This is a genomic window from Thioalbus denitrificans (assembly GCF_003337735.1).
In the GTDB taxonomy this organism is placed as follows: domain Bacteria; phylum Pseudomonadota; class Gammaproteobacteria; order DSM-26407; family DSM-26407; genus Thioalbus; species Thioalbus denitrificans.
This window is the reverse complement of the sequence record NZ_QPJY01000008.1, coordinates 135,353-160,233: the sequence shown is the minus strand read 5'-3', so window position 1 is coordinate 160,233 and position 24,881 is coordinate 135,353. Positions and strand designations below refer to the sequence as shown.

General features: G+C 70.9%; 23 protein-coding genes. 17 read left to right on the top strand and 6 right to left on the bottom strand.

What is annotated here, in order from left to right:
- Positions 1 to 142: 142 nt before the first annotated feature.
- The 7 genes from DFQ59_RS15055 (at position 143) to DFQ59_RS15025 (ending at position 8,905) form a co-directional block, all read left to right on the top strand.
- On the top strand, positions 143 to 907 hold the full coding sequence (locus DFQ59_RS15055; RefSeq protein ID WP_114280540.1) for a class I SAM-dependent methyltransferase: 765 nt from the start codon (positions 143 to 145) through the stop codon (positions 905 to 907).
- Positions 908 to 997: 90 nt separating this feature from the next.
- Positions 998 to 1,351: a cupin domain-containing protein gene (locus DFQ59_RS15050; protein ID WP_114280539.1), complete on the top strand. Its 354-nt coding sequence runs from the start codon at positions 998 to 1,000 to the stop codon at positions 1,349 to 1,351.
- 88 nt (positions 1,352 to 1,439) lie between these two features.
- On the top strand, positions 1,440 to 1,733 hold the full coding sequence (locus DFQ59_RS15045) for an antibiotic biosynthesis monooxygenase family protein (RefSeq protein ID WP_114280538.1): 294 nt from the start codon (positions 1,440 to 1,442) through the stop codon (positions 1,731 to 1,733).
- Positions 1,734 to 2,068: 335 nt separating this feature from the next.
- Positions 2,069 to 2,920 carry a CPBP family intramembrane glutamic endopeptidase gene (locus DFQ59_RS15040; protein WP_114280537.1) on the top strand — a complete coding sequence of 284 codons (852 nt, stop codon included), beginning with the start codon at positions 2,069 to 2,071 and terminating at the stop codon, positions 2,918 to 2,920.
- A 357-nt stretch (positions 2,921 to 3,277) separates the two neighbouring features.
- Entirely contained in the window at positions 3,278 to 4,285 is a 1,008-nt protein-coding gene (locus tag DFQ59_RS15035; RefSeq protein WP_114280536.1) for a patatin-like phospholipase family protein, read from the top strand.
- A gap of 39 nt (positions 4,286 to 4,324) precedes the next feature.
- Complete coding sequence (locus tag DFQ59_RS19920; protein ID WP_170142180.1) at positions 4,325 to 7,600, top strand: hypothetical protein; 3,276 nt, start codon at positions 4,325 to 4,327, stop codon at positions 7,598 to 7,600.
- Positions 7,601 to 7,696: 96 nt separating this feature from the next.
- Positions 7,697 to 8,905, top strand: a complete 1,209-nt coding sequence (locus DFQ59_RS15025) for a ComEC/Rec2 family competence protein (protein ID WP_114280535.1) — start codon at positions 7,697 to 7,699, stop codon at positions 8,903 to 8,905.
- Between the two features lie 73 nt (positions 8,906 to 8,978).
- Here the strand turns inward: DFQ59_RS15025 and DFQ59_RS15020 are convergent, their stop codons facing one another.
- Positions 8,979 to 9,632: a YceH family protein gene (locus DFQ59_RS15020; RefSeq protein WP_114280534.1), complete on the bottom strand. Its 654-nt coding sequence runs from the start codon at positions 9,630 to 9,632 to the stop codon at positions 8,979 to 8,981.
- A gap of 167 nt (positions 9,633 to 9,799) precedes the next feature.
- The gene (gene mepA, locus DFQ59_RS15015) at positions 9,800 to 10,684 is read right to left on the bottom strand and encodes a penicillin-insensitive murein endopeptidase (RefSeq protein ID WP_114280533.1); all 885 of its coding nucleotides are present in this window, start codon (positions 10,682 to 10,684) and stop codon (positions 9,800 to 9,802) included.
- 198 nt (positions 10,685 to 10,882) lie between these two features.
- Between mepA and DFQ59_RS15010 the strand changes: the two genes are divergently transcribed.
- From DFQ59_RS15010 to DFQ59_RS15000, 3 genes are read left to right on the top strand one after another with little or no spacing between them, the layout of a single operon-like run.
- Complete coding sequence (locus DFQ59_RS15010; RefSeq protein ID WP_114280532.1) at positions 10,883 to 11,482, top strand: hypothetical protein; 600 nt, start codon at positions 10,883 to 10,885, stop codon at positions 11,480 to 11,482.
- A gap of 34 nt (positions 11,483 to 11,516) precedes the next feature.
- Positions 11,517 to 12,458, top strand: a complete 942-nt coding sequence (locus tag DFQ59_RS15005) for a M10 family metallopeptidase domain-containing protein (RefSeq protein ID WP_114280531.1) — start codon at positions 11,517 to 11,519, stop codon at positions 12,456 to 12,458.
- A 28-nt stretch (positions 12,459 to 12,486) separates the two neighbouring features.
- The gene (locus tag DFQ59_RS15000; RefSeq protein WP_114280530.1) at positions 12,487 to 12,885 is read left to right on the top strand and encodes a hypothetical protein; all 399 of its coding nucleotides are present in this window, start codon (positions 12,487 to 12,489) and stop codon (positions 12,883 to 12,885) included.
- A 76-nt stretch (positions 12,886 to 12,961) separates the two neighbouring features.
- Here the strand turns inward: DFQ59_RS15000 and msrB are convergent, their stop codons facing one another.
- Positions 12,962 to 13,522 (bottom strand): peptide-methionine (R)-S-oxide reductase MsrB, encoded by a 561-nt coding sequence (gene msrB / locus DFQ59_RS14995; RefSeq protein WP_114280529.1) that lies wholly within the window; start codon positions 13,520 to 13,522, stop codon positions 12,962 to 12,964.
- A 413-nt stretch (positions 13,523 to 13,935) separates the two neighbouring features.
- On the opposite strand from msrB, the gene DFQ59_RS14990 reads away from it, so the two are divergent.
- From DFQ59_RS14990 to DFQ59_RS14965, 6 genes are all read left to right on the top strand, one after another.
- Positions 13,936 to 16,356, top strand: a complete 2,421-nt coding sequence (locus tag DFQ59_RS14990; protein ID WP_114280528.1) for a DEAD/DEAH box helicase — start codon at positions 13,936 to 13,938, stop codon at positions 16,354 to 16,356.
- A gap of 15 nt (positions 16,357 to 16,371) precedes the next feature.
- Positions 16,372 to 17,595, top strand: coding sequence for a ribonuclease H-like domain-containing protein (locus DFQ59_RS14985; protein WP_114280527.1), 1,224 nt, complete (start codon positions 16,372 to 16,374; stop codon positions 17,593 to 17,595).
- Between the two features lie 465 nt (positions 17,596 to 18,060).
- On the top strand, positions 18,061 to 19,356 hold the full coding sequence (locus tag DFQ59_RS14980; protein WP_114280526.1) for an MFS transporter: 1,296 nt from the start codon (positions 18,061 to 18,063) through the stop codon (positions 19,354 to 19,356).
- Positions 19,353 to 20,261 (top strand): DMT family transporter, encoded by a 909-nt coding sequence (locus DFQ59_RS14975; protein ID WP_211314958.1) that lies wholly within the window; start codon positions 19,353 to 19,355, stop codon positions 20,259 to 20,261. The genes DFQ59_RS14980 and DFQ59_RS14975 overlap by 4 nt, the downstream gene beginning before the upstream one ends.
- 22 nt (positions 20,262 to 20,283) lie before the next feature.
- Positions 20,284 to 20,997: a fumarylacetoacetate hydrolase family protein gene (locus tag DFQ59_RS14970; protein WP_114280525.1), complete on the top strand. Its 714-nt coding sequence runs from the start codon at positions 20,284 to 20,286 to the stop codon at positions 20,995 to 20,997.
- Positions 20,998 to 21,059: 62 nt separating this feature from the next.
- Positions 21,060 to 21,320, top strand: coding sequence for a hypothetical protein (locus DFQ59_RS14965; RefSeq protein ID WP_114280524.1), 261 nt, complete (start codon positions 21,060 to 21,062; stop codon positions 21,318 to 21,320).
- A gap of 148 nt (positions 21,321 to 21,468) precedes the next feature.
- Here the strand turns inward: DFQ59_RS14965 and DFQ59_RS14960 are convergent, their stop codons facing one another.
- Positions 21,469 to 22,641, bottom strand: coding sequence for a putative sulfate/molybdate transporter (locus DFQ59_RS14960; protein WP_114280523.1), 1,173 nt, complete (start codon positions 22,639 to 22,641; stop codon positions 21,469 to 21,471).
- 113 nt (positions 22,642 to 22,754) lie between these two features.
- On the opposite strand from DFQ59_RS14960, the gene DFQ59_RS14955 reads away from it, so the two are divergent.
- Positions 22,755 to 22,949, top strand: a complete 195-nt coding sequence (locus DFQ59_RS14955) for a hypothetical protein (protein WP_114280522.1) — start codon at positions 22,755 to 22,757, stop codon at positions 22,947 to 22,949.
- A 24-nt stretch (positions 22,950 to 22,973) separates the two neighbouring features.
- Here the strand turns inward: DFQ59_RS14955 and DFQ59_RS14950 are convergent, their stop codons facing one another.
- Both DFQ59_RS14950 and DFQ59_RS14945 read right to left on the bottom strand, forming a co-directional pair.
- Positions 22,974 to 23,756, bottom strand: coding sequence for an amino acid ABC transporter ATP-binding protein (locus DFQ59_RS14950; RefSeq protein ID WP_114280521.1), 783 nt, complete (start codon positions 23,754 to 23,756; stop codon positions 22,974 to 22,976).
- A 21-nt stretch (positions 23,757 to 23,777) separates the two neighbouring features.
- On the bottom strand, positions 23,778 to 24,878 hold the full coding sequence (locus DFQ59_RS14945) for an amino acid ABC transporter permease (RefSeq protein ID WP_114280520.1): 1,101 nt from the start codon (positions 24,876 to 24,878) through the stop codon (positions 23,778 to 23,780).
- Between the last annotated feature and the right edge of the window lie 3 nt (positions 24,879 to 24,881).

Sequence of the window (24,881 nt, the reverse complement as noted above, 5' to 3'; positions counted from 1 at the left end):
GCACTGAATTACCGCCTTGGCCTGATCCTGCGGTCAACCGGACCCGATTGACCAGCCAGCCGCTCTGTTTCCGCAAAGCGCCCGTTGCGTCAAACGCGGCTGAGCTTGGGCCTTACAGCTACAAGCAGAAAAGGATTGAACAGTGGAAGCGTATCAACTCCTGATCGACCTTCATAAGAATGCCGACCGGCAGGGACCGGGCGGGGATGAAGAGACCGAGAAAGCTCTCAGCCTGGCTGGGATAGACCGCACTACGCCTTTGAAAATTGCCGATATAGGCTGCGGCACGGGGGCTTCCACCCTGCTGCTCGCCCGTCTGTTGAACGCCCGGATCACAGCGGTGGATTTCCTTCAGGAGTTTCTCGAAGTACTGGAACGCAGGGCTGAAAGCCAGGGGCTCTCCGGGAAAATAACCCCCCTTTGCTGTTCAATGGACAAGCTGCCGTTTGAAAACGGGGAATTCGATGTCATCTGGTCTGAAGGCGCGATATACAATATCGGCTTTGAAAAGGGCGTGACAGACTGGTACCGGTACCTGAAGCCTGGCGGTATGCTGATCGTTTCGGAAATAACCTGGATTACAGCCTCCCGTCCTTCGGAGCTGCAGAAATATTGGGAGGGCGAATATCCGGAAATCGATATGCCTTCTTCAAAGATAGGTGTCCTGGAGAAGAGCGGCTATTCTCCGCTAGGGTATTTTGTGTTGCCCGAGCATTGCTGGCTGGATAATTATTATCGGCCGATGCAGGCGCGCTTCGAGGATTTTCTCGACCGAAACGGAAATAGCGAGGAAGCGCGTGCAATCGTTGATGCGGAAAACCGGGAAATCGAGCTCTATGAGAAGTACAAGGCGCATTACAGTTACGGTGTCTATATCGCAAGGAAGCTGGATCATGGAAATCCATGATCGCCGCATCAATTCGGGTTGGCAATGCCACTGTGCACGATTGCCGCCCGGTTGCGCGGAGCATTGGTCGGGCGAGAATAGGAGCCCAATATGACAGACAGCGCAATCAGCAGGGATAACGCGGAGCACTATACCTGGGGCGGGAAGTGCGATGGCTGGCATCTGGTCAAATCGCCGGAGCTCAGCATCATCCAGGAGCGCGTACCAGCCGGCGGTGCCGAGGTCAGGCACTATCATCAGCAGGCCCGGCAGTTCTTCTATGTGCTCTCTGGAGTCGCCAGCCTGGAGGTCGATGGTGATGTTACGCGGTTGGTTTCCGGCCAGGGGCTGCACGTTCCGGTGGGCCTGGCGCATAGGCTGGCAAACGACGGCCCGGAAGATCTTGAATTCATCGTTGTGTCTGTGCCGATGGCGCACGGCGATCGGGTGCTTGTGAATGAATAGGGATCTGATGCTCATCCGGCCGGCATTATTAGCGACCTTATTCAGGTAGACATTTTTTCAACAAGTATTTTTTACAGGAGGCAACGGCGTGTACGTCGTGATATTCCGGGCCACGGTACGCAAGCTGGATGCCGAGTACTCGGCGGTGGCGAAGCGAATGCGTGAGTTGGCCATCGATCAGTTCGGCTGCATCGAATTCCATTCCGTAACCGAAGGCGTCAATGAAGTCTCGCTTTCGTACTGGCCGAGTGAGGAGAACATTCGCGCCTGGAAGGACCATCCCGAGCATCTCCTGGCCCAACAGGCAGGACGCGAGCGGTGGTACCAGTCCTATACCGTTCAGGTGGCACAGGTGGGACGCGAATATCATCTCGCCACATGACCGGTTTTCACAGTGATGATAAGGGGGCAGGTCACCTGGGCGAGGGCATCTGCGAGATGGAGCGCATGTTCGTGCTGCCGGGTATCACGGCAGGGGCGTGGGCTCCCGGCTGATGACGGTCTTCATGGAGCAGACATCGCGGAATGGCGGGCAGGCCGGGGCGGCGGAGAGGCCGGTCCGTTCCGCTGAACTCCGGCGCAGGCGCATCCGCGCGGACGCTGGACGATGTTTCCCGGAACGGGGAGAATCGGTATGAAGCGACGGCGCACCGGGTCCGGCTGACAACCAACCCCCAGCCGTCGCGAGCCTCTCTACTCCACCCGCGGAGGACCCCGATGACCACGGACTCGTCAGGTGCGGGGCGCGACCCGGTGGCGTTCGGCGCGCTTCTCCCGTTCCTGCTCATCACCTTCGGCCTGGCGTGGGGAATCCTCGCCCTGTTCATCCTCCTGCCCGAGCCCATGACCGCGCTGTTCGGCGAGCTGACCGGGCGGCATCCGCTCTTCTTCCTCGCCGTCTACGCGCCCGCCATCGCCGCGGCCGCCGTCATCGCCCGCGGCGACGGCGCCGGGGGCCTGCGCCGCTACCTGGGCCGGCTGCTGCTCTGGCGCTGCGCCCCGGCCTGGTACGGGTTCCTGGTTCTCGGCATCCCCCTGGTGTTTTTCGGCGGCGCCGCGCTGAAGGGCGATTTCTTCACGGAGCCGTTTCCCTTCCACTCGCTGCCGGCGCTGCTGACGGCGCTGGCGCTCACCGCCATCAAGGGGCCGGTGGAGGAGCTCGGCTGGCGGGGCCTGGCCCTTCCCCTGCTGCAGCGGCGGCTGGCGCCCATCTGGGCCGGGCTGGTTCTCGGCGTCGTCTGGGGCTTCTGGCACCTCCCCGCGTTCCTGCTGAGCGGCACACCCCAGGGCGCCTGGTCGTTCGCCCCGTTCTTTGCCGGCTCGGTGGCCGTCAGCGTGATACTCACTCCCCTGTTCAACCAGTCCCGCGGCAGCATTCTTCTCCCCGCCCTGTTCCATTTTCAGCTCAACAACCCGATCTGGCCCGACGCGCAGCCCTACGACTCGGCGCTGTTCGCGGCCGTCGCCGTCCTGGTGACCTGGCTCAACCGGAAAACCCTGTTCACCCGGGAAGGCGCCGTGACCGGGGTCATTCCCCGAGCCGGCCGGGGGGACGCCGGCGAAGGCTGACGCCGGTCTGCAGGCGGGTCCGTCAGCCGGGCCAGCGGGATCCGATGGGGGCGGTGACAATGGCGCGACTCCCGCGCTTGCGGCACGGACCGGTGGGGACCGCCTGAAGCAGGTATCCGGATGAGGTGATTGTGCCGGCGCTGCCGGCGGGCACGCGACTGTCGGCCCAGCGACGCAAACCCCGATCGCGGCAAGCGCGCCGCAGACACCGGGGAGCGGGCAACAGGGCCGATCACGGTCCATACTTCGCCTAGCAGCCTCAAGTCCGACAGGCTGCTAGGGCCGCGGCAGCACGTTGTCCGCCCCGCGCGGCCGCACCGGCGGAGCCGGCACACAACGTGGGAACAGGGAGGCGACATGACGGTCAGGATCGACGGTGCCGAAAAGCGGGTCGGGCTTGCGCTCTCGGGCGGCGGCTTTCGCGCCGCGGCCTTTCACCTGGGGGTGTTCCGCAGGCTCAGGGAACTGGGCCTGCTGTGGAAGCTGGACGTGATCAGCTGCGTCAGCGGCGGCAGCATCGCCGGCGCCTTCCTGGCCAGCCGCTGGGGCGACGACGGGGCGCTCGACGCGCTGGACAGCTACCTGCGCACGACCTCCATCGCGGTGTCGTCGGTAATCGGCGGCGTGCTCGACCCGTTTCACACCCGGCTGGACAAGCTCGGCGCCACCTACGACCGCGACCTGTTCGGCGGCCGCAAACTGGGGTCCCTGCAGGGCGGGCCGCGCCTGTATCTCAACGCCACCAACCTGGCCACCGGCAACATGTTCTTCTTCGTCACCGGCGGAGGCGGGCCGGCGGAGATGGGGGAGTGGGAGCTGGGCGCGGTGCCGGCGCCGGAATTCCCGGTCAGCAGGGCGGTGGCCGCCTCGTCGGCCTTTCCGCCGGTGTTTCCGCCGCTGCGCGTCGACCACGCCGACTATCCGGGCGCCGGAGTCGATTACGTCACCCTGACCGACGGCGGCGTGTACGACAACCTGGGAGTGAACCCGCTGTTCCGGCGCCGCAACGCGCTGGACTACCTGATCGTCAGCGACGCCGGCAAGCCCTTCGCGGTGGACGAGAATCCGACCGAATCCGGCGCCGTGGTCCTGAAGGCGTCCATCGACATCCTCATGGAGCAGGTGCGCGGGCTGCAGTTCCAGCGCCTGGAGCTCAACGCCAGCAGCGGCGGCGCCAAGCCGGTGTGGTTCTCCATCGACAGCGAGGAGGGCCAGGCGCTGGACGGCGATGCGGCCTTCGCGTCGGCCATCCGGACCAACCTGAAGCGCCTCGGCGACGCGGAGATGAAGGTGCTCGCCCGGCACGGCGGGGCGCTGCTCGGGCATCGGCTGCAGACCTACACGCCGGCGCTGCTGTCCGCCTGACCGGGTCCGCCGCCCGCGCTGTTCACGGAGGAAGCGCCCATGACCGAGCCGGTCGAAACCCGTGTCATCTCCCCGCTGCTCGCCCTCGCTGAGGGGGCCGACGACCCCGCGGTGCGCCTGGCGGCGCTGGACGCCGCATGCCGCTTCCCCCTCGCGGAGGGCGCCTGGCGGCATGTCGCCGGCCTGCTGGGACAGCTCATCGGCGACGGGCCGGCCCGGTTGCGGGGCGCGGCGCTGGCCCTGGCGGTCCGGGTGCCGCTGCGGTCGGTGCGCGAGCACCTGCGCCGGCTGGCCGGGGACCCGGGCGATGCGGACCACGACACCCTGGTCCGCGCGCTGGCGGCGGTCGGCGATCCGTCCCAGATAGGCACCCTGCTGGCGCGGGCCGGGGCCGGCGACGAGGAGGCGTTCGCCCTGCTCGCCGCCATGCCGGTGGAAGAGGTGCTGAACGAAGCCGACCAGGTCCCGGCGCCGCTGCCGGACGCCTCCGCCACCACCCGCTTCTGGCACGCGCTGGTGCGCGCCCGGCTGGGTGACTACGGGCCGCTGGATGAGTTCCTGGTGGGGCGGGCGCCGGAGCCGGAGCTGTTCCATGGCAGCCCGTGGACCGCCTACGATGCCATCGCGGCCATCCGGCCGGTTCCGGGGGCGCTGGGCGATCACCTGCTGGCGATGCTGGCGGAGCCCGGCGAGTCCGACCGGGCGCGGCTGGTCCGGCTGACCGCCTGGGCCGCCACCGGCATCGCCGATGCCGAGGGCGAGGCCCCGGCGCTGACTCTCCCGCCCGACATCGGGGTGTCGCCCGGAGACGCTTCGGCGGAGGCGGCCGTGGCGCTCGCCGGCCAGTTGCCGGAGCGGCTGTTCGCGGGCGGGCTGTCGGCGGAGGAGCGGGAGCTGCTGTGCGGGCTGCCCGCCGAACGGGTCGCCGGCCTGGTGACCGGGCTGGTGGCCGCCGGCAACCGGCGCGCCGGGTCCGCCCGCGCCGGCCATGCCGGGGCGATCATCGAACCGCCTCCCGGCAACCAGGTGGTGGACGTGGTCAGCTGCCTGCCGCGCAGCGATGACTGGCCGGCGGCGGCGCTCGCGCGGCAGCAGCTCGGCGCGGACCAGCCGCTCCTGGACGACGACCAGCTGGCCTGGGTCATCGCCCGCGGGGGTGCCGGGCAGGCGGTTCGCGAGCTGGCCGGGCTGCTGGAGGAGCCCCGTCCCGTCGCGGAGCGGCTGCGCATCCTGGGGCTGCTGGGCCGCGCCGGCGACCACCTTGCGGGCCGCGGCGGGTCGCCTTATCGCGGCGCCGGCGCGGGATCCGCCGGGGCGCCGGCCATCGGCCGCGGGCCGCTCATCGACGACCGGCCCCTGGCCGCGGCCAGGGCGCCGTCCGCGCCCGGCCGCCCGGGCGACGAAGAGGCGCCGCTGACGGCCGATGAACCGGCCACGGGCGCCGCCGACGAGCTGGACGTCCACACCACCGCCGCACCCGCCGCACCCGCCGCGGCCGCGCCGGCCGCGCCGACCGCGCCGACCGCCGCGGGCCCGGGGCCGGACGATACCGGGCCGCCGGTGCCGGGGCCCGAGGACCGGCGCCGCGTCCATGCCCAGCTCCGCCACGAGGGGCGGCGCCGGAACACCTTCGTGGCCGGGGCCGAGACCGTGATCCGCTGCTGGATCGGTCTGCCGGAGCGGGAGCGGGCGGCGGTGGCCGACCGGCATATCCCCCACGTGGCCATCCCGGCCGGCGGCCTGCCCCTGGAGGTGGAGCTCTGCTGGGGCGACCAGCACGACCGCCAGCCGCTGCGGCTGCCCGAGGAGCGCACGGCGCGCACCGCCGACTGCGACCTGAGAATCCACGTCCCCGAAGGCGAACGCCAGGTCAGCGCGCTGGTCCTGTTCCGCTACCGCGGCCGGGCCTTCGAGGTGGTGCAGGTGAGCGCCGGGGTCCGGGCGCCCGGCGAGCCGGAGCAGCCCGGCGACGAGGTGCGGGTGCGGGTCCAGGCCAGCCTGCGGGAGGTGATCGAGCTGCCCGACCGCATTCCCTACGACACCTGCGCTGTCGCCGGGCGCGAGGATGCCGCGCCACCGGACGCCCGGCCGGGGCCGACGGCCACCCTGTGGATGTTCGGCGGCACGGGGGCCGGCCGCTGCGATCTGGAGGGCACCGAGGCCGCGCTGGAGTGGCTCAACCAGGACCTGTTCACCACCCAGAAATCGCTGGTGCGCCGCCGCGCCGCGCAGGGCGCCGGGGCGGACGGGGCCCTGCTGGATGCCGCCGACCCGGAGGTGCTCCGGCTGCTGCGGGACATGGCCCGCCACGGCAGCGCCATCCACAAGCAGCTGCGCGCCGGTCCCTGCCGGGACCCCGGCGAGCGCATCCAGCTGCTGAACCTGGAGCCCGGCGGCTACGTGCCGCTGGAGTTCGTCTACGATCGCGGCTACCCCGCCGACGACGCCACCCTCTGCGACGGCTGGCTGGAGGCACTGCAGTCCGACGCCCCCGCATGCCCCGCCTGCAGCCGGACGGCGCCCAGCCCGCGACAGCTGCGCTGGATGCCGACCATCTGCCCGCTCGGCTTCTGGTCGCTGCAGAAGATCATCGAGCGCCGCGACCCGGCGGCGGGCGCGGAGGCCGGGAGCGCGGCGCACCCCTCGGCGCCCACGGCGGCGCGCCGCCGGCTGCCCGTCATCGACGATGTGGCGTTCGCCAGCAGCCACTACGTGCCGGCGGAGGAGCGCCAGTCGACCCTGGAGGCGCTGCGGGCGCAGTTCGCGGCGCCCGGCCTCGCGGACGACTGGGACCAGTGGCTGGACGCCCTGGAGGCCCGTTACCGCCCGCTGCTGGTGATGCTCCCGCACCACGATGCCGAGGCGGGGCTGGACTTCCTCGAGATCGGCGACGCGCAGCTGCCGCCCGCCAGGGGCCACCTGAGCCGCGGCCAGCTGGACGCCTACTACGTCAACCCGCGGGGGATGGAGCCGGGCCCCATCGTGCTGCTGCTCGGCTGCCGCACCGGCGCCCGGACCGAGGTGGGCTACGTGCAGCTGGCGCGGAGCTTCCAGCAGCTGCACTCCTCCATCGTCGTCGGCACCCTGGCCCAGGTGCTCGGCCGCCACGCGGCGCCGGTGGCCCGGGAGCTGGTGGCGCAGCTGCTGGCGGTGGCGGACGAGACGGTCGATTTCGGCGCCATCATGCGCCGGGTGCGCCGCCGGATGCTGGCCAGGGGCTACCTGATGGCGCTCTGCCTGGTGGCGCTGGGGGACGCGGAATGGCGGCTGACCCCGCGCCCCGCGCCCGGGCCGGCGCCGGGCAACGGCCCCTGAGGGGCCGATCGGGAGGCCCGCCGGGAGCGGGGGAGTGGGGGTCGCCCCGCGAAGCGCGGTGAATTCATTACTGCAAACACTCAGGGAGTCGTGCTGATGTTCCGTATCGAGATGCTGCCCGCAGCCCACGGCGATTGCCTCTGGATCGAGTATGGCGCCGGCGACCACGTGCACCGCATCCTGGTCGACGGCGGTCCGGCGCACACCTACCCGGCGCTGCGCGAGCGCATCCTGCACCTGCCGGCCGACCGGCGGCACTTCGACCTGCTGGTGATCACCCACATCGACGCCGATCATATCGAGGGCATCGTGCGGCTGTTGCAGGATGCGCCGGCCCTGGGTTGCCGCTTCGACCGCATCTGGTTCAACGGCCGCGACCAGCTCAACCAGGTGCCGGACTCCGCCGGGCAGCCGCTCGGCGCATTGCAGGGCGAGATGCTGGGGGTGCTGATCGCCGACTACGAGGCGGCCGCCGGCCGGCCGGTCTGGAACGTCGGCCTGCCGGACCGCATCGCCGTCATCGATCGCGGCGCCGGCACACTGCCGTCCTGCGACCTGCCGGGCGATTGCCGGCTGACCCTGCTGTCCCCCGACGTCGACCGGCTGCTCGATCTGAAGGACCACTGGGCCGATGAGTTGCGCCAGGCCGGAATCAGCTCGGGCGATGCCCGGGCGCTGCGCCGCAAGCTCGAGGAGAGCCGCAATCTGCGCCCGCTGGGCGACGTGCTCGGCGTGGAGGATGAGCCCATGGCCGGCCGCTTCGAGCTGCCGGCACCCAATGACGCCGATCTGGCCGGCGACAGCGCCGATACCCTGGGCGGTGGCGGCGGGGAGGCGGGCGCGGACGCGCCCTTCGGCGGCGATGCCAGCAGGGCCAACGGCAGCAGCATCGCCGTGCTGCTCGACTACCCCGGGGACGATCCCCGGGTGCGCATGGTGCTGGCCGGCGACGCCTGGCCCGCGGTGCTGGAGGCCTCCGTGGCCCGGCTGCTGCCGCGGGCGGATGCCAGGCTGTCGGTGACCGGCTTCAAGATTCCCCATCACGGCAGCGTCGCCAACCTGAGCGCCGCGCTGCTCGATCGGCTCAGCTGCAAACACTACCTGGTGTCCACCAGCGGCGCCGTGTTCCGGCACCCCCATGGGCGCGCCGTGGAGTTGTTGCTGAGCAGCCATAACGGCCGCGGGAAACCTCGTCTGCACTTCAACTATCTGACGCAAACAACGGAAAAATGGTCTGATTCGGAAGACCAGGAAGCCCGCGGCTACGAGGCGTTCCATCCCAAGGGGCTGTCCCTGGAGCTCTGAGAACGCCCGCGCCGCGAGTCGCCGGCCTCCCGCCGCACGGCTCCCGGCCGGCCGCGGGCCGGCTGCCGCCGCCTCAGTCCGCCGCGCCGAATCCACCCCGCAGTCCGGCCAGCTCCCGCTGCAGTGCCGCGACGGTCTCCTCCAGCGCCGCCACCCGGGCCTCGAGCGACTCCTTCTCCACGGCGATGACGGCCGGGGCGGCCGCGGCGGCGAATTCACTGCCGGCGAGCAGGTGCATGAAGCGCCGCTCCCGCTGTCCGGGCTGGCGGGGCAGCTCCTGCACGTAGGGGCCGTCCGTGCGGTCGGCGAGGCCCTGCAGGGTCCGCTCCACCGCCTCCAGGCTGTCGAAGGCGGCCAGGCGCGTGGTGCGGGTGCGCAGCTCGCCCAGGGTCTGGGCCTGGCGCAGCATGAGGACGGAGAGAAGCGCGAGCTCCTCGCGGGAGAAGTCGTAGGTCCGGGTGAGGGTGTCGGAGAGCCGGTGGGCGTACTTCTGCACCCGGCTGCCGGAGCCGCCCCGTTCCACCACCAGGTGCTTCTTCATCAGGCCATTCAACGCCTCCAGCACGGTGGCCTCGTCCAGGTCCATGACCGGCTCGCGGTTGGACTTCTGGTTGCAGGCGCCGGTCAGGCCGCTCAGGGAGAGGGGGTAGTAGTCGGGGGTGGTGAGGGCCTTTTCCACCAGGGCGCCGAGCACGCGCACCTCGACGGGGTCGAGCACGAAATCCATGGGTCATCTCCTGGGGTCTGTCGAACCCAAGTATCGCACGGGGAAGGGTGGGCCGTTTTCCCCCATTCGCAGGAGCGCCATCCCGGCGCGATGGGGCGATGCGGGCGCCGTGCGGGTCCGTGGCTGGAAGCCGCTCCTGCGGAGGGGGGGGCAACGGGCGGGTGGCGTCAATCCGCCCCGCGGGCGGCGAGCGGCGGCGGGGCGGTCGGACCGGCCAGCACCGCGGCGCAGGCCTCGGGCAGGGCCGGCGGGGGTCGCTCCGGGCGCGCCTCGGGAGGATTGGCGGCGGCCCGCTGGAGGGTGCGGACCCAGCCGTCCAGGTCCTCGTCGCAGCCGTCCCCGGGCGGCGGAGGCGCCTGTGCCCGGCAGCGCGGGCTGTCGGGCGGGCAGGCGAGGCGCACGTGGAAATGGGCGTCATGGCCCCACCAGGGACGCAGCCGGCGCAGCCAGCCCCGGTCCGTCTCGACGGCGCACAGGCTCCGCTTGATGACCGGGTTGACGAAGATGCGCTCCACTCCCGGCCGGGTGGCCGCCAGCCGGAGGAGATCCCGCTCGCGGGCGGTCCAGTAGCGCGGGTCGAGCCGCCCCTCGTCGAGCAGCACCACGGAGCGCATCTCCAGCCCGTCCCCGGCCCGGTTCTCCGTCCCGGCGGGGGCCGGGCGCAGCCAGATGTCCACGTCCAGGCCGCTCTGGTGGCTGGCGTGGCCGGAGGGCATGGGCCCGCCGCGGGGTTGGGCCAGGTCGCCCACCAGCACCGGGCCGAGGCCCCGGCGCTGCGCCTCCCCGGCGAGGGTGCGCACGAAGCGGATGAGCTCGGGGTGGCCGAAGTAGCGGTGGCGGTAGGTGCGCATCACCCGGTAGCCGGCGCCGTCGGTCGGCAGCGCCTCGGCGCCGGCCAGGCAGCCGGCCGCGTAGCCGCCGACCACCTCGGGGGCGCCGCCCCGGGGTGCGTCCACCCGGCTCCAGGGATTGTCCTCCGGCTCCGCCGCCGGCGTGGTGCCGATGAGGAGACAGAGACCCAGGGCGAGGGCGGTTCCGGTGTGCAGGGACATGGTCGATCCCCGAAGGACGGGCGATGTTGGGATCACTATAGCCCAGGAACATCCCGGGGACTGCAGCATAACCGGCGGGGACCGGGATGACGCGGAGCAGCCGCCCCGCCTTCAGTCCCTCGAATATCCCAGTAATGCGCTATGCTTCTCTGCATCGGGACAGAGCAGGCCTGAAATCCGGAACGGGAGGCGGCAGCCATGGCTGATTCTCACTGGAAGTGGACCGACCGGCAGGAGTCGCAGACCTTCGAGCAGCGCTACCAGGATGGCGATGCGCCCAGGGACGGCATGCGCGAGGAGGGCGACGAGACCCGCATCATCCCGCCCGGCACGCCGGCCGACGAACCCCATATCCGCATCGAGATGACGACCTGGTCGAATGTCGCCTGCACCCCGCCGCCGGACCTGGTCCTCGAGGAGTGCGACAAGTGCGACGGACATCGGCACCAGGTGAAGATCCTGTTCGGAGCCGTCGTGGGAACCCCGCCCGGCGGGATCCAGGGTCCGGGGGTGGGCGACCAGCAGCACGTGGGCGAGGCCCATTACGGAAGGCATCTCGGCGAGCGGTATGTCAATGCACGCTGCCGCGGCGAGGAGATCAGCCGCAGCCACCTGACCTGGACGGAAAGCGGTCGCACGGACGTCGTGTGGAAGCAGCGCACGGTGGACCACGTGAAGAACGGCTTTGTCTGGATCGGCGATATCGGCAACAACCCGTGCGCCGGGCGCAAGGAGGTCGAAGAGCATCTCGATCCGGATTGGTTCGAAGGCGAGGGCGCCGGGCAGCGCAAGGTCTGATCGTATCGGGTGCACCGGAAAGGGAGGCCATGGCTTGGCGACGTGGCGCACGGACCTTCAGCGCTGGAGCTGGGCGGAGGGCGACACCGCCCCGATCCGCTACTGCTTCGTCGACCCGCCCACGGGCGGCGATCATCCCCGTCGCGCCTGGTCGGCCGCCGAGAAGGGTGCGGCCCGGCACGCCATCGGCGAGTGGAACGAGGCCCTGAAGGCATTTGCCCGGCGCAACGGACGTACCGGGACGGACCGCGTCACCGAGGCCGCCGCCGGCCAGCGCTGCGATGTCACCCTGCGCTGGGAGGATTCCCGCTTTTTCCGGGACTACCGGGTGCGTGATACGGCGACCGGCAAGGCCACCCATGGCATCGACCTCACCGGTACGCCGGCGTATGCCGATCGTGCTGGCGGCGGGTCACTGGAACCGGTACGCGGCAACCCGCTGACGCCTTTCACACCCGGCCGCGATACGGCGCGCTATCCGCGGGGTGAAATCTACTTCAACACCGAGCCCTACGCGTCCATCTCCGATTTCAAGGGCTGGTTCGTCGACCCGACGCCGGATCGCGACGAGGAGTTCGAGGCGGTGGAGTCGGACACCCTGCCGCCCTATCGCAAGCTGCAGGCACGGCGCGGCGGACCGGCCGACGACCGCATCGACTTCTACACGGCGGCCAAGCACGAGTTCGGGCACATGCTGGGTCTCGGCCACCGCGGCAAGGCGGGCGCCAACGGCGACCGCGGGCAGGTGATGGCCTCCGGCGCCGGGGCCCAGGAGCGGCGCCACCAGCTCCCCATCCTGAAATGGATGGAAAACGAGCGGCGTCACCTCACGGCCGGGGACATCGCCCTGCTGGAAAAGCACTACCGCCGCGAGCTCGGGCCGCGAAGACCGCCGGTGTGGCGGATCGTGCTGGGCGTGGCGGCGGCCGTCGTGTTGATTGCCCTGCTCGTCCTTGCCGTACGCGGGGGGAATTGACAACGCACTGCCAGCAGGAGGCCCAGCCATGGAAAAGACCGGGAAGCCCATCAGTGAACATTCCATCTGCACCGACACGAAGTATTCCGCCCGCTGGCGTAACGCCGCCATCGACGGCAGTGTCTGCGCCCGTGACGCCGCCGGGGCGCGCGCCGCCATCTCCGACGCGCAGGTGAGCCGTGACGCGCGCCGCGCCGCGGGCCGTGCCGCCGCGGCGCAACTCGCCTGCGACGAGCTTCCCTGCCCGGTGGGCCCCTGTTCGCAACAGGGTGCGCGGGTCGACAACCTGTCGCGCCGGGAGCAGCCCTACAACATCCGCGATACCGGTGAGCGGGGCGATTGCGCCGCGAACGAAACGCGCTGGACCTACCGCGTCCGCATCGACGCGGACATCGAGGTCCAGTGCGATTGTCCGCAACCGGCATAATCTCCGGCCGCGTGTCCCCGCACCGCCCAACCGCCCGGCGCCATGGTGTCGCCGTGTCGGGAAAGGGTCCGGCCCCTCAGGCGGGAATGAAGCGCAGCGCCAGGCCGTTGTTGCACCAGCGCTGGCCGGTGGGCTGCGGGCCGTCGTCGAACACGTGGCCCTGGTGCCCGCCGCAGCGGATGCAGTGGTACTCGGTGCGCGGGATGATCATGCGCCAGTCGCGCTTGGTGCCGACGTGATCCGGGATGTGGGTGAAGAAGCTCGGCCAGCCGGTCCCGCTGTCGTACTTCATCTGCGAGCTGAACAGCGGCAGGCCGCAGCCGGCGCAGACGAAGAGGCCGGGGCGCTTCTCGCGGTCGAGCGGGCTCGAGCCGGCCCGTTCGGTTCCCTCCTCGCGCAGGATCCCGTAGCGCTCGGGCGGCAGGATCTCCTTCCACTCCGCCTCGGTGCGCTTCAGCGGGGCGGTGGAGGTGGCTACCTCGGCACCCTCGGCGAGCAGCGCGCGCCAGTTGTTCCGGATCTCCTCGAGCGGAATCCCGTGGGTCGCATCACCCATCCGCGCCGCGCGTCCGGCGCCCGGCAGTAGGGCCAGCAGCGACGTGCCCGCCAGCGTGTACAGGAATTTCCGTCGCTTCATGATCGTGTCCTCGGTCTTGTCCGGGCAGGGGGCCCCACGCGCACACTGCCCACGAGGCGCCCTGCAATAGTCGATTAACCCATGAGACCGGGGAACGGCGCGAATGTTTTCAGCCGCCTGCGGTCGGGCGGCGGATGGGGCCGCTGCTGATCCTGTCCTCCGGCGCCTCCCTCGAGGGCGCGGGGAGATCGCGGCGGAGCGCTGCCCCGGGGAGGATTTCACGGCCATTGGCCGGGGCCTGTGGGAGGCCCGCCCTCGGGGCGATTTGTTTTCACCCGTGCCGGGGGAATCCGGCCGGCCGTGCCCCGCCCTGTGTCAAGGCGGCCTGACCGCTGACCGCTGTAAATCATTTCCCTTGCCCGTTCTCTCTCCGTTCTATATTCTCCAACGGAGAACCGAAGGAGAACGCGCCCATGTCCGCCCCTGCCGATGAGCTCCCGTCCCCGGCGGAACCGCCCGCCCGCCCGCGCCTCGATGCCGGCCAGCTCGCCGCTGTTCTGAAGCGGGAGGGCGCCGGCCGGATTACCGGGGAGCTGGTGATTCCCGCCCGCCCGGCCCGCCACGCGCCGCTGCCCCCGGAGCTCGACCCGCGCCTGGCCCGGGCGCTGGCGGCGCGGGGCATCGAGCGGCTCTACAGCCACCAGGCGGAGAGCTGGGGCCACGTGCGCGCCGGGCGCCACACGGTGGTGGTGACCCCCACCGCCTCGGGCAAGACCCTGTGCTACAACCTGCCGGTCCTGCAGGCGGCCCTGGAGGCGCGGGCCAAGGCGCTCTACCTGTTTCCCACCAAGGCCCTGTCCCAGGACCAGGTGGCCGAGCTCAACGAGCTGAACGCCGCGGGCGCGCTCGGCATCCGCGCCTTCACCTTCGACGGCGACACCCCGGGCGACGCCCGCAAGGCGGTGCGCACCCGCGGCGACATCGTGGTCACCAACCCGGACATGCTCCACCAGGGCATCCTGCCCCACCACACCAAGTGGGCCCAGTTCTTCGAGAACCTGCGCTTCGTGGTCATCGACGAGCTGCACACCTACCGCGGCGTGTTCGGCTCCCACGTGGCCAACGTGCTGCGGCGGCTGCGCCGGGTGTGCCGCTTCTACGGCGTGGACCCGGTGTTCATCGCCAGCTCCGCCACCATCGCCAACCCCGGCGAGCTGGCCACGGGGCTCGTGGGCGCGCGGGTGGCGGCGGTGACCGAGAGCGGCGCGCCCCAGGGCGCCCGCCACCTGCTGTTCTGGAACCCGCCGGTGGTGAACCCGGATCTCGGCATCCGCGCCTCCAGCACCTCCCAGACCACGCGCCTGGCCCGGCAGACGGTGGAGGCGGGCCTGAAGACCATCGTCTTCGCCCGCTCGCGCCTGACCGTGGAGGTGATCACCAAGTACCTCAAGGACACCTTCGACGCCGACCCGCGCCGGCCGCCGCGGGTGCGCGCCTACCGGGGCGGCTACCTGCCCACCGCCCGCCGCGACACCGAGCGTCGCCTGCGCGCCGGCGGGGTGGATTGCGTGGTCTCCACCTCGGCGCTGGAGCTGGGGGTGGACATCGGCAGCCTCGACGTCTGCCTGCTCAACGGCTACCCCGGCACCGTCGCCGGCACCTGGCAGCGGCTCGGCCGGGCCGGGCGGCGCAACCGCGCCAGCCTCGGCGTCCTGGTGGCGGGCAGCGATCCCCTGGACCAGTACGTGATCCGCAACCCGGAGTTCTTCCTCGGCGCCGACCCGGAGCACGCCCGCATCGACCCCGACCAGCTCCTGATCCTGCTCGACCACGTGCGCTGCGCCGCCTTCGAGCTGCCCTTCGGCGAGGGCGAGCGCTTCGGCGCCGGGCCGCCCGGGGAGCTGCTCGCCTACCTGGAGGAGGAGGGGGTGCTGCACCGCGAGGGGGGAAGCTGGCACTGGATGGCCGACAGCTACCCCGCCAACGCCGTCTCCCTGCGCTCGGTGGCGGAGGGGAACTTCACCGTCATCGACACCACCGGGGGCGGCCAGGAGGTCATCGCCGAGGTGGACTTCTCCAGCGCCCCCATGACCCTCTACGAGGGCGCCATCTACCTGGTGCAGGCCCGGCCCTGGCAGGTGGAGCGCCTCGACTGGGAGGGGCGCAAGGCGTTCGTGACCCGCACCCGCGCCGACTACTACACCGACTCCATCGACTACACCCGGCTCAAGGTCCTGGACCGGTTCGCCGGCAGCGGCGCGGGGGGCTCCGCCTGCGCCCACGGCGAGGCGCACCTGGTGCGGCGCATGGCCGGCTACAAGAAGATCCGCTACTACACCCACGAGAACGTGGGCTACGGCCCCATCAACCTCCCCGACCAGGAGCTGCACACCACCGCAGTGTGGTGGCAGCTCGACGCCGGTGCCCTGGAGGCGGCCTTCCCGAGCCGCGAGCAGGCGCTGGACGGCTTCCTCGGCGCGGCCTACGCGCTGCACCACGTGGCCGCCCTGCAGAGCATGGCCGAGCTCCACGATCTGGGGCGCGCGGTGGGCGACGGCCAGGGCACCTGGTTCGCCGCCGTGGACGCCCAGGGCCGGGGCGGCGCGCGCACCCTGAGCGGCGAGGCGGTGGACCTGCAGGCGCCGGACCGCCGCTTCCAGCCGGCGGTGTTCCTCTACGACAACTACCCGGGCGGCATCGGCCTTTCCGCGCCGCTCTACGACCGCCGCCGGGAGGTGGTGGAGGGGGCCCGCGCCCTGGTGCGGGGCTGCGACTGCCGCCACGGCTGTCCCGCCTGCGTGGGGCCGATCCTGGCCTCCGACCAGGTGCGCGGCTTCTCGCCGCGGCAGGCGGCGCTGCGGCTGCTGGACCTGCTGGCGGCGGCGCCGGCGTGAGCACGGTGCCGGCGGATGTCCGTTAGGAACCGCCTCGACCGGCTGCGCCGGCAGGGCGGGGCGGCCGCCCCGTCCCCGCTCCCGCTGGCGGAGCGGCTGGCGCGCCTGGGGCCGGCGCGCCGGGAGACCGGCGTGCGGGATAGTGCCCGGCCCGGCGACGCCGAGCTCGCCGGGCGCTGCGGCGGCGAGTGCATCGCGCCGGGGGTCATCCGCCTGGTCGAGACCGTCGCGCCGGCCGCGTTGCACGGCCGCCTGGCCCTGTCCGAGACCATCCGCTGGCGGCCGGCGGACGAGGGCCCCGCGGCGGGATACGGGGGTGCGCCGCTGACCCTGGTGGACACCGAGACCACGGGCCTGGCCGGGGGCACCGGCACCCTGGTGTTCCTGCTCGGCCTGCTGCGGATCGAGGCCGGGACGCTCCGCCTGACCCAGTTGCTGCTGACCGGCTTCCACGGCGAGAGGGCCTTCGTCGAGGCCGCGGAGGGGGAGCTGAAGGGCACCGCGAGCCTGGTGAGCTACAACGGCAAGGCCTTCGATATCCCCCTGCTCAGCGCCCGCTGCCGCCTCACCCGGCGCCCGGATCCCTGGAGCGGGCTGCCCCACCTGGACCTGCTGCACCCGGTCCGCCGGCTGTTCGCGGACCGCTGGCCCGACTGCCGCCTGGCGACCGCGGAGCGCCGCCTGCTCGGGTTCGAGCGGGTGGGCGACCTGCCCGGGTCCGAGGCCCCGGCCGCCTGGTTCGACTGGGTCCGGCGGGGCGATTGGCGGCGGCTGCCCGACGTGGCGCGCCACAACCGCTGGGACCTGCTCTCCCTGGCGGGCCTGCTGCCGGTCCTGGAGCGGGCCTGGAGGGCGCCGGGGGAGTGGGGCGGCAGTCCGCTCGCCGTGGCCCGCGCCCATCTCGCCGGGGGGCGGGAGTCGGCGGCCCTCGCGCTGCTGGGGCAGGCGCGGGCGACGCTGGACGCGGAGGGACTCCTGCTGCTGGCCCGGATCCATCGCCGCCGCGGGCAGTGGCGGGAGGCGCTGGCCATCTGGCAGCCCCTCGCCGAGGCCGGCCACCCCGAGGCCGTGGAGCGGCTGGCCAAGTATCACGAGCACGTGGCCCGGGATTTCACGGCGGCGCTGCGCTGGACGCGCCGGCTGCTGGAACTGCAGGGAGGCACGCCCGAACACCGGCGCCGGGCGGAGCGGCTGTGCGGCCGCCTCGCCGGCGCCGCCGCCACAGTCCCGGTTCCGTAGGGAACGGACTCCGGCGGCGAGCGGCCCGGCCCCGCTGCCCCCCGTCCTCCCATGGCAGCGGCCTCCAGCCGCGAACCGGCATGGCGCACCTGCGGGGGAGCAGGCCCTCATGGGCGGTTCCCGCCGGAAAAGTTGTCCACAGAATCTGTGGATAACTTTGTGGATGATTTATGGAAACCGGACCGCAGCCCACGCCAGCGCGTACCGGGTAACAGAATGTTCAAAATTTAACCGTCAAGCCCGAATACGAAAAATCAAGTAGTTACGCTACTGTTGTCGATACTTTCTCATGAGTTCCCTCTATTTGCCCGTTCCGGCGCGATGTCATAAAACCCGTTGTGCATAAGCACATGCGCCCGGCGCCGGAGTGACGCACTGCAGTAGTCGGGCAAGCGCGGTGCGGTTATAGTTGCCCTGTCAATATTTCCGGCATCGACCGCCCCCCTGCAACCGGCTGGAGCCCACATGTCAACTGCCCATCCGCCGCCGCTGCGACTCGCCTGGACCGTCTGGGGTCTGGGTGCCGCGCTCTACCTGATCGGCTTCTACCAGAGGGTGGCGCCGGGGGTCATCACCGGCGAGCTGATGACCGACTTCGGCCTCGGCGCGGCGGCGCTCGGCAACCTGTCCGCGTTCTACTTCTACAGCTACGTGGCCATGCAGGTGCCCACCGGGCTGCTGGCCGACCACTGGGGTCCCCGCCGCCTGCTGACCCTCGGCGCCATCGTGGCGGGCGCGGGGACGCTGGTCTTCGCCCTGGCGCCGAACCTGTTCTGGGCCGGGGCCGGACGCCTGCTGGTGGGCGGCTCCGTGGCGGTGGCCTTCGTGGGCATGCTCAAGCTCGCCGGCCACTGGCTGCCGCCGCGCCAGTTCGCCCTGGCCTCCGGCATGGCGCTGTTCTGCGGCATCATCGGCGCGGTTTTCGCCGGGGTGCCGCTGCGGCTGCTGGTGGACGCCTTCGGCTGGCGGCCGGTGATGGGGGTCTCCGCCGCCGTCACCCTGGCGGTGGCCGCCGGCATCTGGTGGGTGGTGCGCGACGACCCCTCGGAGCGCGGCTTCGCCAGCCATGCTCCCACCGCCCGCGCCGCCGATGCCGCCACCCGCGTGGGCAACGGTGTGCTGGCGGGCATCCGCGAGGTGCTGGGCTATCGCAACACCTGGCTGCTCTACCTGGTGCCGGGCGGCATCGTGGGCAGCGTGCTGGCCTTCGCCGGCCTCTGGGGCGTGCCCTACCTGACCACCCATTACGCCCTCGACCGGACCACGGCGGCAGCGGTGTGCTCGGCGCTGCTGGTGGCCTGGGCGGTCGGCGGCCCGGCCTTCGGCTGGCTCTCCGATCACCTCGGGCACCGCAAGCCGCTGTATGTCATCGGCTGCGCGGGGATGCTGGCGGCCTGGGCCGTGGCGCTGCTGGTGCCCGGACTGCCGGTGTGGGGCCTGGTCAGCCTGCTGGTGGTGGCGGGCTTTCTCTCCGGCAACATGATCATCGGCTTCGCCTTCGCCAAGGAGTCGGTGCCCGCCCGGCTGTCGGGGACCGTGTCGGGGGTGGTCAACATGGGGGTGATGATGGGCCCCATGCTCCTGCAGCCGGGGGTGGGCTGGATGCTCGACCGGGCCTGGGGGGGCGAGCTGCGGGAGGGCGTCCGGATCTACGACCTCGCGGCCTACCGCGGCGGCTTCGCCCTGATGCTCGGCTGGCTCGCCCTGTCCCTGGTCCTGGTGCTGTTCACCCGCGAGAGCCACTGCAGGCAGACCCCGTGAGCGCCACCGGCATCGCGCCCGCCGCCCGGCCCTGGTCCACCTACGGCCTGCTGACCCTGGCGGCGGTCTTCTGGGGCGGAACCTTCGTCGCCGGGCGGCTGGTGTCCGCGGAGATCGGGCCCTTCTCCGCCGCCTTCGTCCGCTTCCTGCTGGCCAGCCTGCTGCTCGCCGGGCTGCTGCTGCGGCAGGGCAACGGCCTCGGCCGGCTGCGCCCGCGGCAGTGGGGCGCGGTGGTGCTGCTGGGGGCCACCGGGGTGTTCGCCTACAACGTGCTGTTCTTCACCGGGCTGCGCACGGTGGAGGCGGGGCGGGCGGCGGTGATCATCGCCGGCAACCCCATCTTCATCGCCCTGTTCTCGGCGCTCCTGTTCGGCGAACGGCTCAACCTCGCCAAGGGGATCGGCATCGTCCTCTCCGTGGCCGGGGCGGTGACCGTCATCTCCCGCGGCGATCCCCTCGCCCTGGTGCAGGGCGAGGTGGGCTACGGCGAGCTCGCGATTCTCGGCTGCGTCGCCAGTTGGGTCACCTACACCCTGCTCGGCAAGCGGGTCATGTCGGGCCTGAGCGCCCTGGAGGCGGTCTCCTACTCCTGCATGGCCGGGACCGCGCTGCTGCTGCTGCCGGCCTGGCACGAGGGCCTGGGCGCGGCGCTGGCGCGCCTCAGCACCACGGGCTGGGGCGCGCTGTTCTACCTGGCCTTCTTCGGCACCGTGCTCGGCTTCGTCTGGTTCTACCAGGGGGTGCGCACCATCGGCCCCGCCCGGGCCGGCCTGTTCATCAACTTTGTACCGGTCAGTGCCGTGATCGCCGGGGGGCTGCTGCTCGACGAACCCGTCACCCTGTCGCTGCTGGTGGGCGGCGGGCTGGTCCTGGGCGGGCTGATCCTGGCCAACCGCTTCGGCTGATTCCATCACCGGGAGACGCGACATGGCAGACAACGACGAGGGCTACCGCCACACCTGGCTCGACGGCAGCGCGTGCCCCTGGCCCGCGGGCAAGGTGGTCTGCGTGGGCCGCAACTATCTGGACCACATCCGGGAGCTGGGCAATCCGATCCCCGAGCGGCCGGTGCTGTTCATGAAGCCGAGCACCGCCCTGGCGCCCCTGGAGCGTCCCCTGGCGCTGCCGGCCGGGGAGGGGGCCTGCCACCACGAGGTGGAGCTGGCGATCCTCATCGGCGCGCGCCTCAGCGCGGCCGACGTGGCGGCCGCGCGGGCGGCGGCGGCCGGCTACGCCATCGCGCTGGACCTGACCCTCCGGGACGTGCAGCAGTACCTGAAGGAGCGCGGCCAGCCCTGGGAGCTGGCCAAGGCCTTTGACGCCAGCTGCCCCATCTCGCCGTTCGTGGGCGCCGATGCGCTGGAGCCCGACGCCGCCACGCTGGAGCTGCGCATCAACGGCGAGGTGCGCCAGCGGGGCTCCACCCGCCAGATGATGCGCCCGGTGTTCGAGCTGGTGGCGACCATCAGCCGCCATTTCACCCTGCTGCCCGGCGATGTGGTCCTGACGGGCACGCCCGCCGGAGTCGGTCCCCTCGCTCCCGGCGACCGGCTGGAGCTGGTGCTGGACGGACGCTACCGCTTCGCCACGGCGGTGGCATCCCGGGCAGGGGGGGATGGACCGGAAGCGGGTGCGGGTTGACGGGGATCGGCAATGGGGTCTAATAATTTAGTAATCCACTCGGATAAACGGACCCCGAACCCATGATCGACCCGACCCGTCGCGACCACACCCCGGCTGCCCTGGCCACGGACGCCTCCTGGCTGGCCCGCCGGCTCGAACCCCTGGAGGGCATCGGCCTGCTCCTCCTGCAGTGGCTGATCGCCATGGCCCTGTTCGGCGGCATCACGCTGCTCATCCTGGGGCTGTCGGTCTGGAGCCCCTGGCCCTTCCTCGCCGGCCTGATGGCCCTGCGGGGCTACTTCTACCTCCACCGGGTGGCCGGCGAGCTGCTGGAGGAGTGAGATTGTTTTCAACGCAAAGGCGCAAAGACGCGAAGACACGAAGGGATAAGGGGTAAAGGTGAAGGGATAAAGGTCTACGTCTACCCCCTCCGATTCGCCGTACACATTTGTTTCCTGATGTTCTTGGCGCCATTGCGTTGAATCCCCCTCACGGCCTCATCACACCCCGGGCGATCAGGGCGTGCAGGGCCAGTCCGGCGACGAACGCCGCGCCCACGTTCCACAGGGCGAGGGCGGTGGTGACCAGGGCCACGAAGCGGGGGCCCCGTTCCTCGCCCAGGCGACCGGCGCCCAGCGCCAGCTGGGTGCCGGCGAGGAACAGGATGACGCCGAGGACCGCCGCCGGAAAGGCGGCCATGAAGGACACCACCGCGTCGCCGAGAAACAGCGCCAGCAGCAGCAGGAGGCTCCCGAGAATGATGGGGGCGCCCCCGGTGTGGGCGCCGAAGCGCACGTGGCCGGCCATGCCGCCCGCGCCGTGGCACATGGGCACGCCGCCCACCAGCGGGGCGGCCAGGTTCATCGCCGCCGTGGACAGCGCCACCCCGCGGTGTCGGACGGGGCGGTCGGGAAACAGGCGGTTGTTCTCGTCGGTCACGGCGATGAGGGCATTGCCCAGGGTCAGCGGCAGCTGCGGCAGGGCGAGGAACAGCGCGCCGACGGCCAGGTCGTCGAGGGTGATGGACCCCAGCTCCGGGCTCGGCAGATGGAGCCCGGGGCGCAGGGCGAGCAATTGCCCCATGAGCCCCGGTTCGAGCAGGAGGGCGGCGATGCCGCCGATCAGCAGCAGGGCGAACATGGCCGGCAGGCGCCGGCTGTCAAGCAGCGGCAGGCTGGCGGCCAGGGCCGCCAGCGCCAGCCACCAGGTGTCGAGCATGAGCTCGATCCCCCGGCCCATGAAGCCCAGTCCGAGCCCCAGCACGATCCCGGCCACCACCGGCCGCGGCGTGAGCCGGGCGAGGCGTTCGGCGATGCCGGTGAGGGCCAGCAGCAGCCACACCAGCCCGGTGACGAAGCCGGCGGCGTAGACCGCCCCCGGCGTGAAGATCACGCCGCCGGCGGCCTGGGCGGTGGCGGCCGCCCCGATGGCCTTCATGGGCTGGACCGGGAACGGCGTCCGGCGCAGCAATCCATTGGCCACCAGGGCGATCCCGAACCCGATCAGGATGCCCACCGGGTCCATCCCGAGCAGGGTGACGTAGGCCACCACGAAGGGAATCAGGGTGCCGAGGTCGCCGAAGGCGCCGGCCCATTCGCGGCTGTCGAAACGGTTGTTCCCCACCAGTCGGCGCCAGGTCCTTCGCCACTCCCCGGTATCCATGTTTTTCCCATCCGGCCTGTTATGATTCACTACTCGCGGCAGGGTATCGCACCCCGTCGTCGGGGTGGCGAACCGTGCGCCCTCACAGACTACAACGACAGCGAGGAGGAGCCATGCAGAAAGAGAAGAAACCGGGGTTCACCACCATCGATCACGTGCTCATCGCCATCGGCACCCTGCTGGTGGGCCTGGGTGCGGTACTGGTCTACGGCGCTGCGCCCATGGGATGGGTGATGATGGTCGCCGGCTTCGCGCTGTCCGCGGGCGTGTCCGCCAGCGTCATCCTGCGCGCCCGGCGCGGAGGCTGAGTCCGCGCCGGGGCCTGCCGCTCCTCAGTGATCGAGGATCTGGCTCAGGAACAGCTTGGTGCGGTCCGACTGCGGATTGTTGAAGAACTCCTCGGGCGCGTTCTGTTCGATGATCTCGCCCCCGTCCATGAAGATGACCCGGTTGGCGACGGTCTTGGCGAAACCCATCTCGTGGGTGACGCAGATCATCGTCATGCCGCTCTCCGCCAGCTCGATCATGACGTCCAGCACCTCCTTGATCATCTCCGGGTCGAGCGCCGAGGTGGGCTCGTCGAAGAGCATGATCTTGGGGTTCATGCACAGGCTGCGGGCGATGGCCACGCGCTGCTGCTGACCGCCGGAGAGCTGGCCCGGGTACTTGAGGGCCTGCTCCGGGATCTTCACCCGCTCCAGGTACTGCATGGCGATGTGCTCGGCGTCCCGGCGCGGCATCTTGCGCACCCACAGCGGCGCCAGGGCGCAGTTCTCCAGCACCGTCAGGTGGGGGAAGAGGTTGAACTGCTGGAAGACCATGCCCACCTCGCGGCGGATCTTCTCGATGTGCTTGATGTCCCCGGTCAGCTCCACGCCGTCGACGACGATCTGGCCGGTCTGGTGCTCCTCCAGCCGGTTGATGCAGCGGATGAGGGTCGACTTGCCGGAGCCCGACGGGCCGCAGATGACGATGCGCTCGCCCTTGTTGACGGTCAGGTTGATGTCCTTGAGGACGTGGAACTGGCCGTACCACTTGTGCACCTGGCGCATCTCGATCATGACCTCGTCGGAGATCATCATGCCGGGGGTGCCGTGGGCCGTTTCCTGGTTCATGGGTGATTCCTCCACAGGCGATCAGCGGGCGTGGCCCGTATGCAGGCGGCGCTCGAGCGCCTGGCTGTAGCGAGACATGCTGAAGCAGAAGATCCAGAACACCGCGGCGGTGAAGACGTAACCCTCCACCGAGAAGCCGAGCCACTTGGGATCGGCCAGGGCCAGCTGGATGATGGCCAGCAGGTCGAACAGCCCGATGATGAGCACCAGCGTGGTGTCCTTGAACAGGGCGATGAAGGTGTTGACGATGCCGGGAATCACCAGCTTCAGCGCCTGGGGCAGGACGACCAGGGCCATCGTGCGCCAGTAGCCCAGCCCCAGGGCCGCGGCCGCTTCGTACTGTCCCTTGGGGATGGCCTGCAGCCCGCCGCGCACCACCTCCGCCATGTAGGCGGACTGGAACATGATGATGCCGATCAGCGCCCGCAGGAGCTTGTCGAAGTTCACCCCCTCGGGGAGGAACAGGGGCAGCATCACCGAGGACATGAACAGCACGGTGATGAGCGGCACGCCGCGCCAGAACTCGATGAAGGCGATGGAGAGCGCCTTGACGATGGGCATCTGGGAGCGCCGTCCCAGCGCCAGCACTACGCCGATGGGCAGGGCGGCGACGATGCCCACGCCGGCCAGGACCAGGGTCAGCAGCAGCCCGCCCCACTGGTCCGTCTCCACCAGCTCCAGCCCGAAGCTGCCGCCGAGGAACAGGTAGTAGGCGATCACCGGGTAGCCCAGCAGCAGGAAGGCGCTGAGCCACCCCTTCCAGCGGAAGGCGCGGATGAACAGCGGGATCGTCAGGACGATCAGCAGTCCGAAGGCGAGGTTCACCCGCCAGGATTCGGCCTCGGGGTAGAAGCCGTACATGAACTGGTAGAAGCGCACCTGGACGAAGACCCAGCAGGCGCCGCCGCCGGTGCAGTCCTCGCGGCCGGTGCCGGACCAGTCGGCATCGATGAACGCCCACTGGATGGCCGGCGGCAGCAGCAGCCAGAGCAGGTAGAGGGCGAACAGGGTGAGCGCCGTATTCGGCAGCGACGAGAAGAGGTTGCGGCGCATCCAGCCGATCACGCCCACGCTGATGATGGGCGGCGGCAGGTCGGGTTGGGGGACGTGGGTCGCGGGCATGAT

Coding starts and splice junctions, on each gene's coding strand:
- DFQ59_RS15050 (WP_114280539.1), top strand. CDS start 998: ATGACAGACAGCGCAATCAGCAGGGATAACGCGGAGCACTATACCTGG.
- DFQ59_RS15040 (WP_114280537.1), top strand. CDS start 2,069: ATGACCACGGACTCGTCAGGTGCGGGGCGCGACCCGGTGGCGTTCGGC.
- DFQ59_RS15035 (WP_114280536.1), top strand. CDS start 3,278: ATGACGGTCAGGATCGACGGTGCCGAAAAGCGGGTCGGGCTTGCGCTC.
- DFQ59_RS19920 (WP_170142180.1), top strand. CDS start 4,325: ATGACCGAGCCGGTCGAAACCCGTGTCATCTCCCCGCTGCTCGCCCTC.
- DFQ59_RS15025 (WP_114280535.1), top strand. CDS start 7,697: ATGTTCCGTATCGAGATGCTGCCCGCAGCCCACGGCGATTGCCTCTGG.
- DFQ59_RS15020 (WP_114280534.1), bottom strand. CDS start 9,632: ATGGATTTCGTGCTCGACCCCGTCGAGGTGCGCGTGCTCGGCGCCCTG.
- mepA (WP_114280533.1), bottom strand. CDS start 10,684: ATGTCCCTGCACACCGGAACCGCCCTCGCCCTGGGTCTCTGTCTCCTC.
- DFQ59_RS15010 (WP_114280532.1), top strand. CDS start 10,883: ATGGCTGATTCTCACTGGAAGTGGACCGACCGGCAGGAGTCGCAGACC.
- DFQ59_RS15000 (WP_114280530.1), top strand. CDS start 12,487: ATGGAAAAGACCGGGAAGCCCATCAGTGAACATTCCATCTGCACCGAC.
- msrB (WP_114280529.1), bottom strand. CDS start 13,522: ATGAAGCGACGGAAATTCCTGTACACGCTGGCGGGCACGTCGCTGCTG.
- DFQ59_RS14990 (WP_114280528.1), top strand. CDS start 13,936: ATGTCCGCCCCTGCCGATGAGCTCCCGTCCCCGGCGGAACCGCCCGCC.
- DFQ59_RS14985 (WP_114280527.1), top strand. CDS start 16,372: ATGTCCGTTAGGAACCGCCTCGACCGGCTGCGCCGGCAGGGCGGGGCG.
- DFQ59_RS14980 (WP_114280526.1), top strand. CDS start 18,061: ATGTCAACTGCCCATCCGCCGCCGCTGCGACTCGCCTGGACCGTCTGG.
- DFQ59_RS14970 (WP_114280525.1), top strand. CDS start 20,284: ATGGCAGACAACGACGAGGGCTACCGCCACACCTGGCTCGACGGCAGC.
- DFQ59_RS14965 (WP_114280524.1), top strand. CDS start 21,060: ATGATCGACCCGACCCGTCGCGACCACACCCCGGCTGCCCTGGCCACG.
- DFQ59_RS14960 (WP_114280523.1), bottom strand. CDS start 22,641: ATGGATACCGGGGAGTGGCGAAGGACCTGGCGCCGACTGGTGGGGAAC.
- DFQ59_RS14955 (WP_114280522.1), top strand. CDS start 22,755: ATGCAGAAAGAGAAGAAACCGGGGTTCACCACCATCGATCACGTGCTC.
- DFQ59_RS14950 (WP_114280521.1), bottom strand. CDS start 23,756: ATGAACCAGGAAACGGCCCACGGCACCCCCGGCATGATGATCTCCGAC.
- DFQ59_RS14945 (WP_114280520.1), bottom strand. CDS start 24,878: ATGCCCGCGACCCACGTCCCCCAACCCGACCTGCCGCCGCCCATCATC.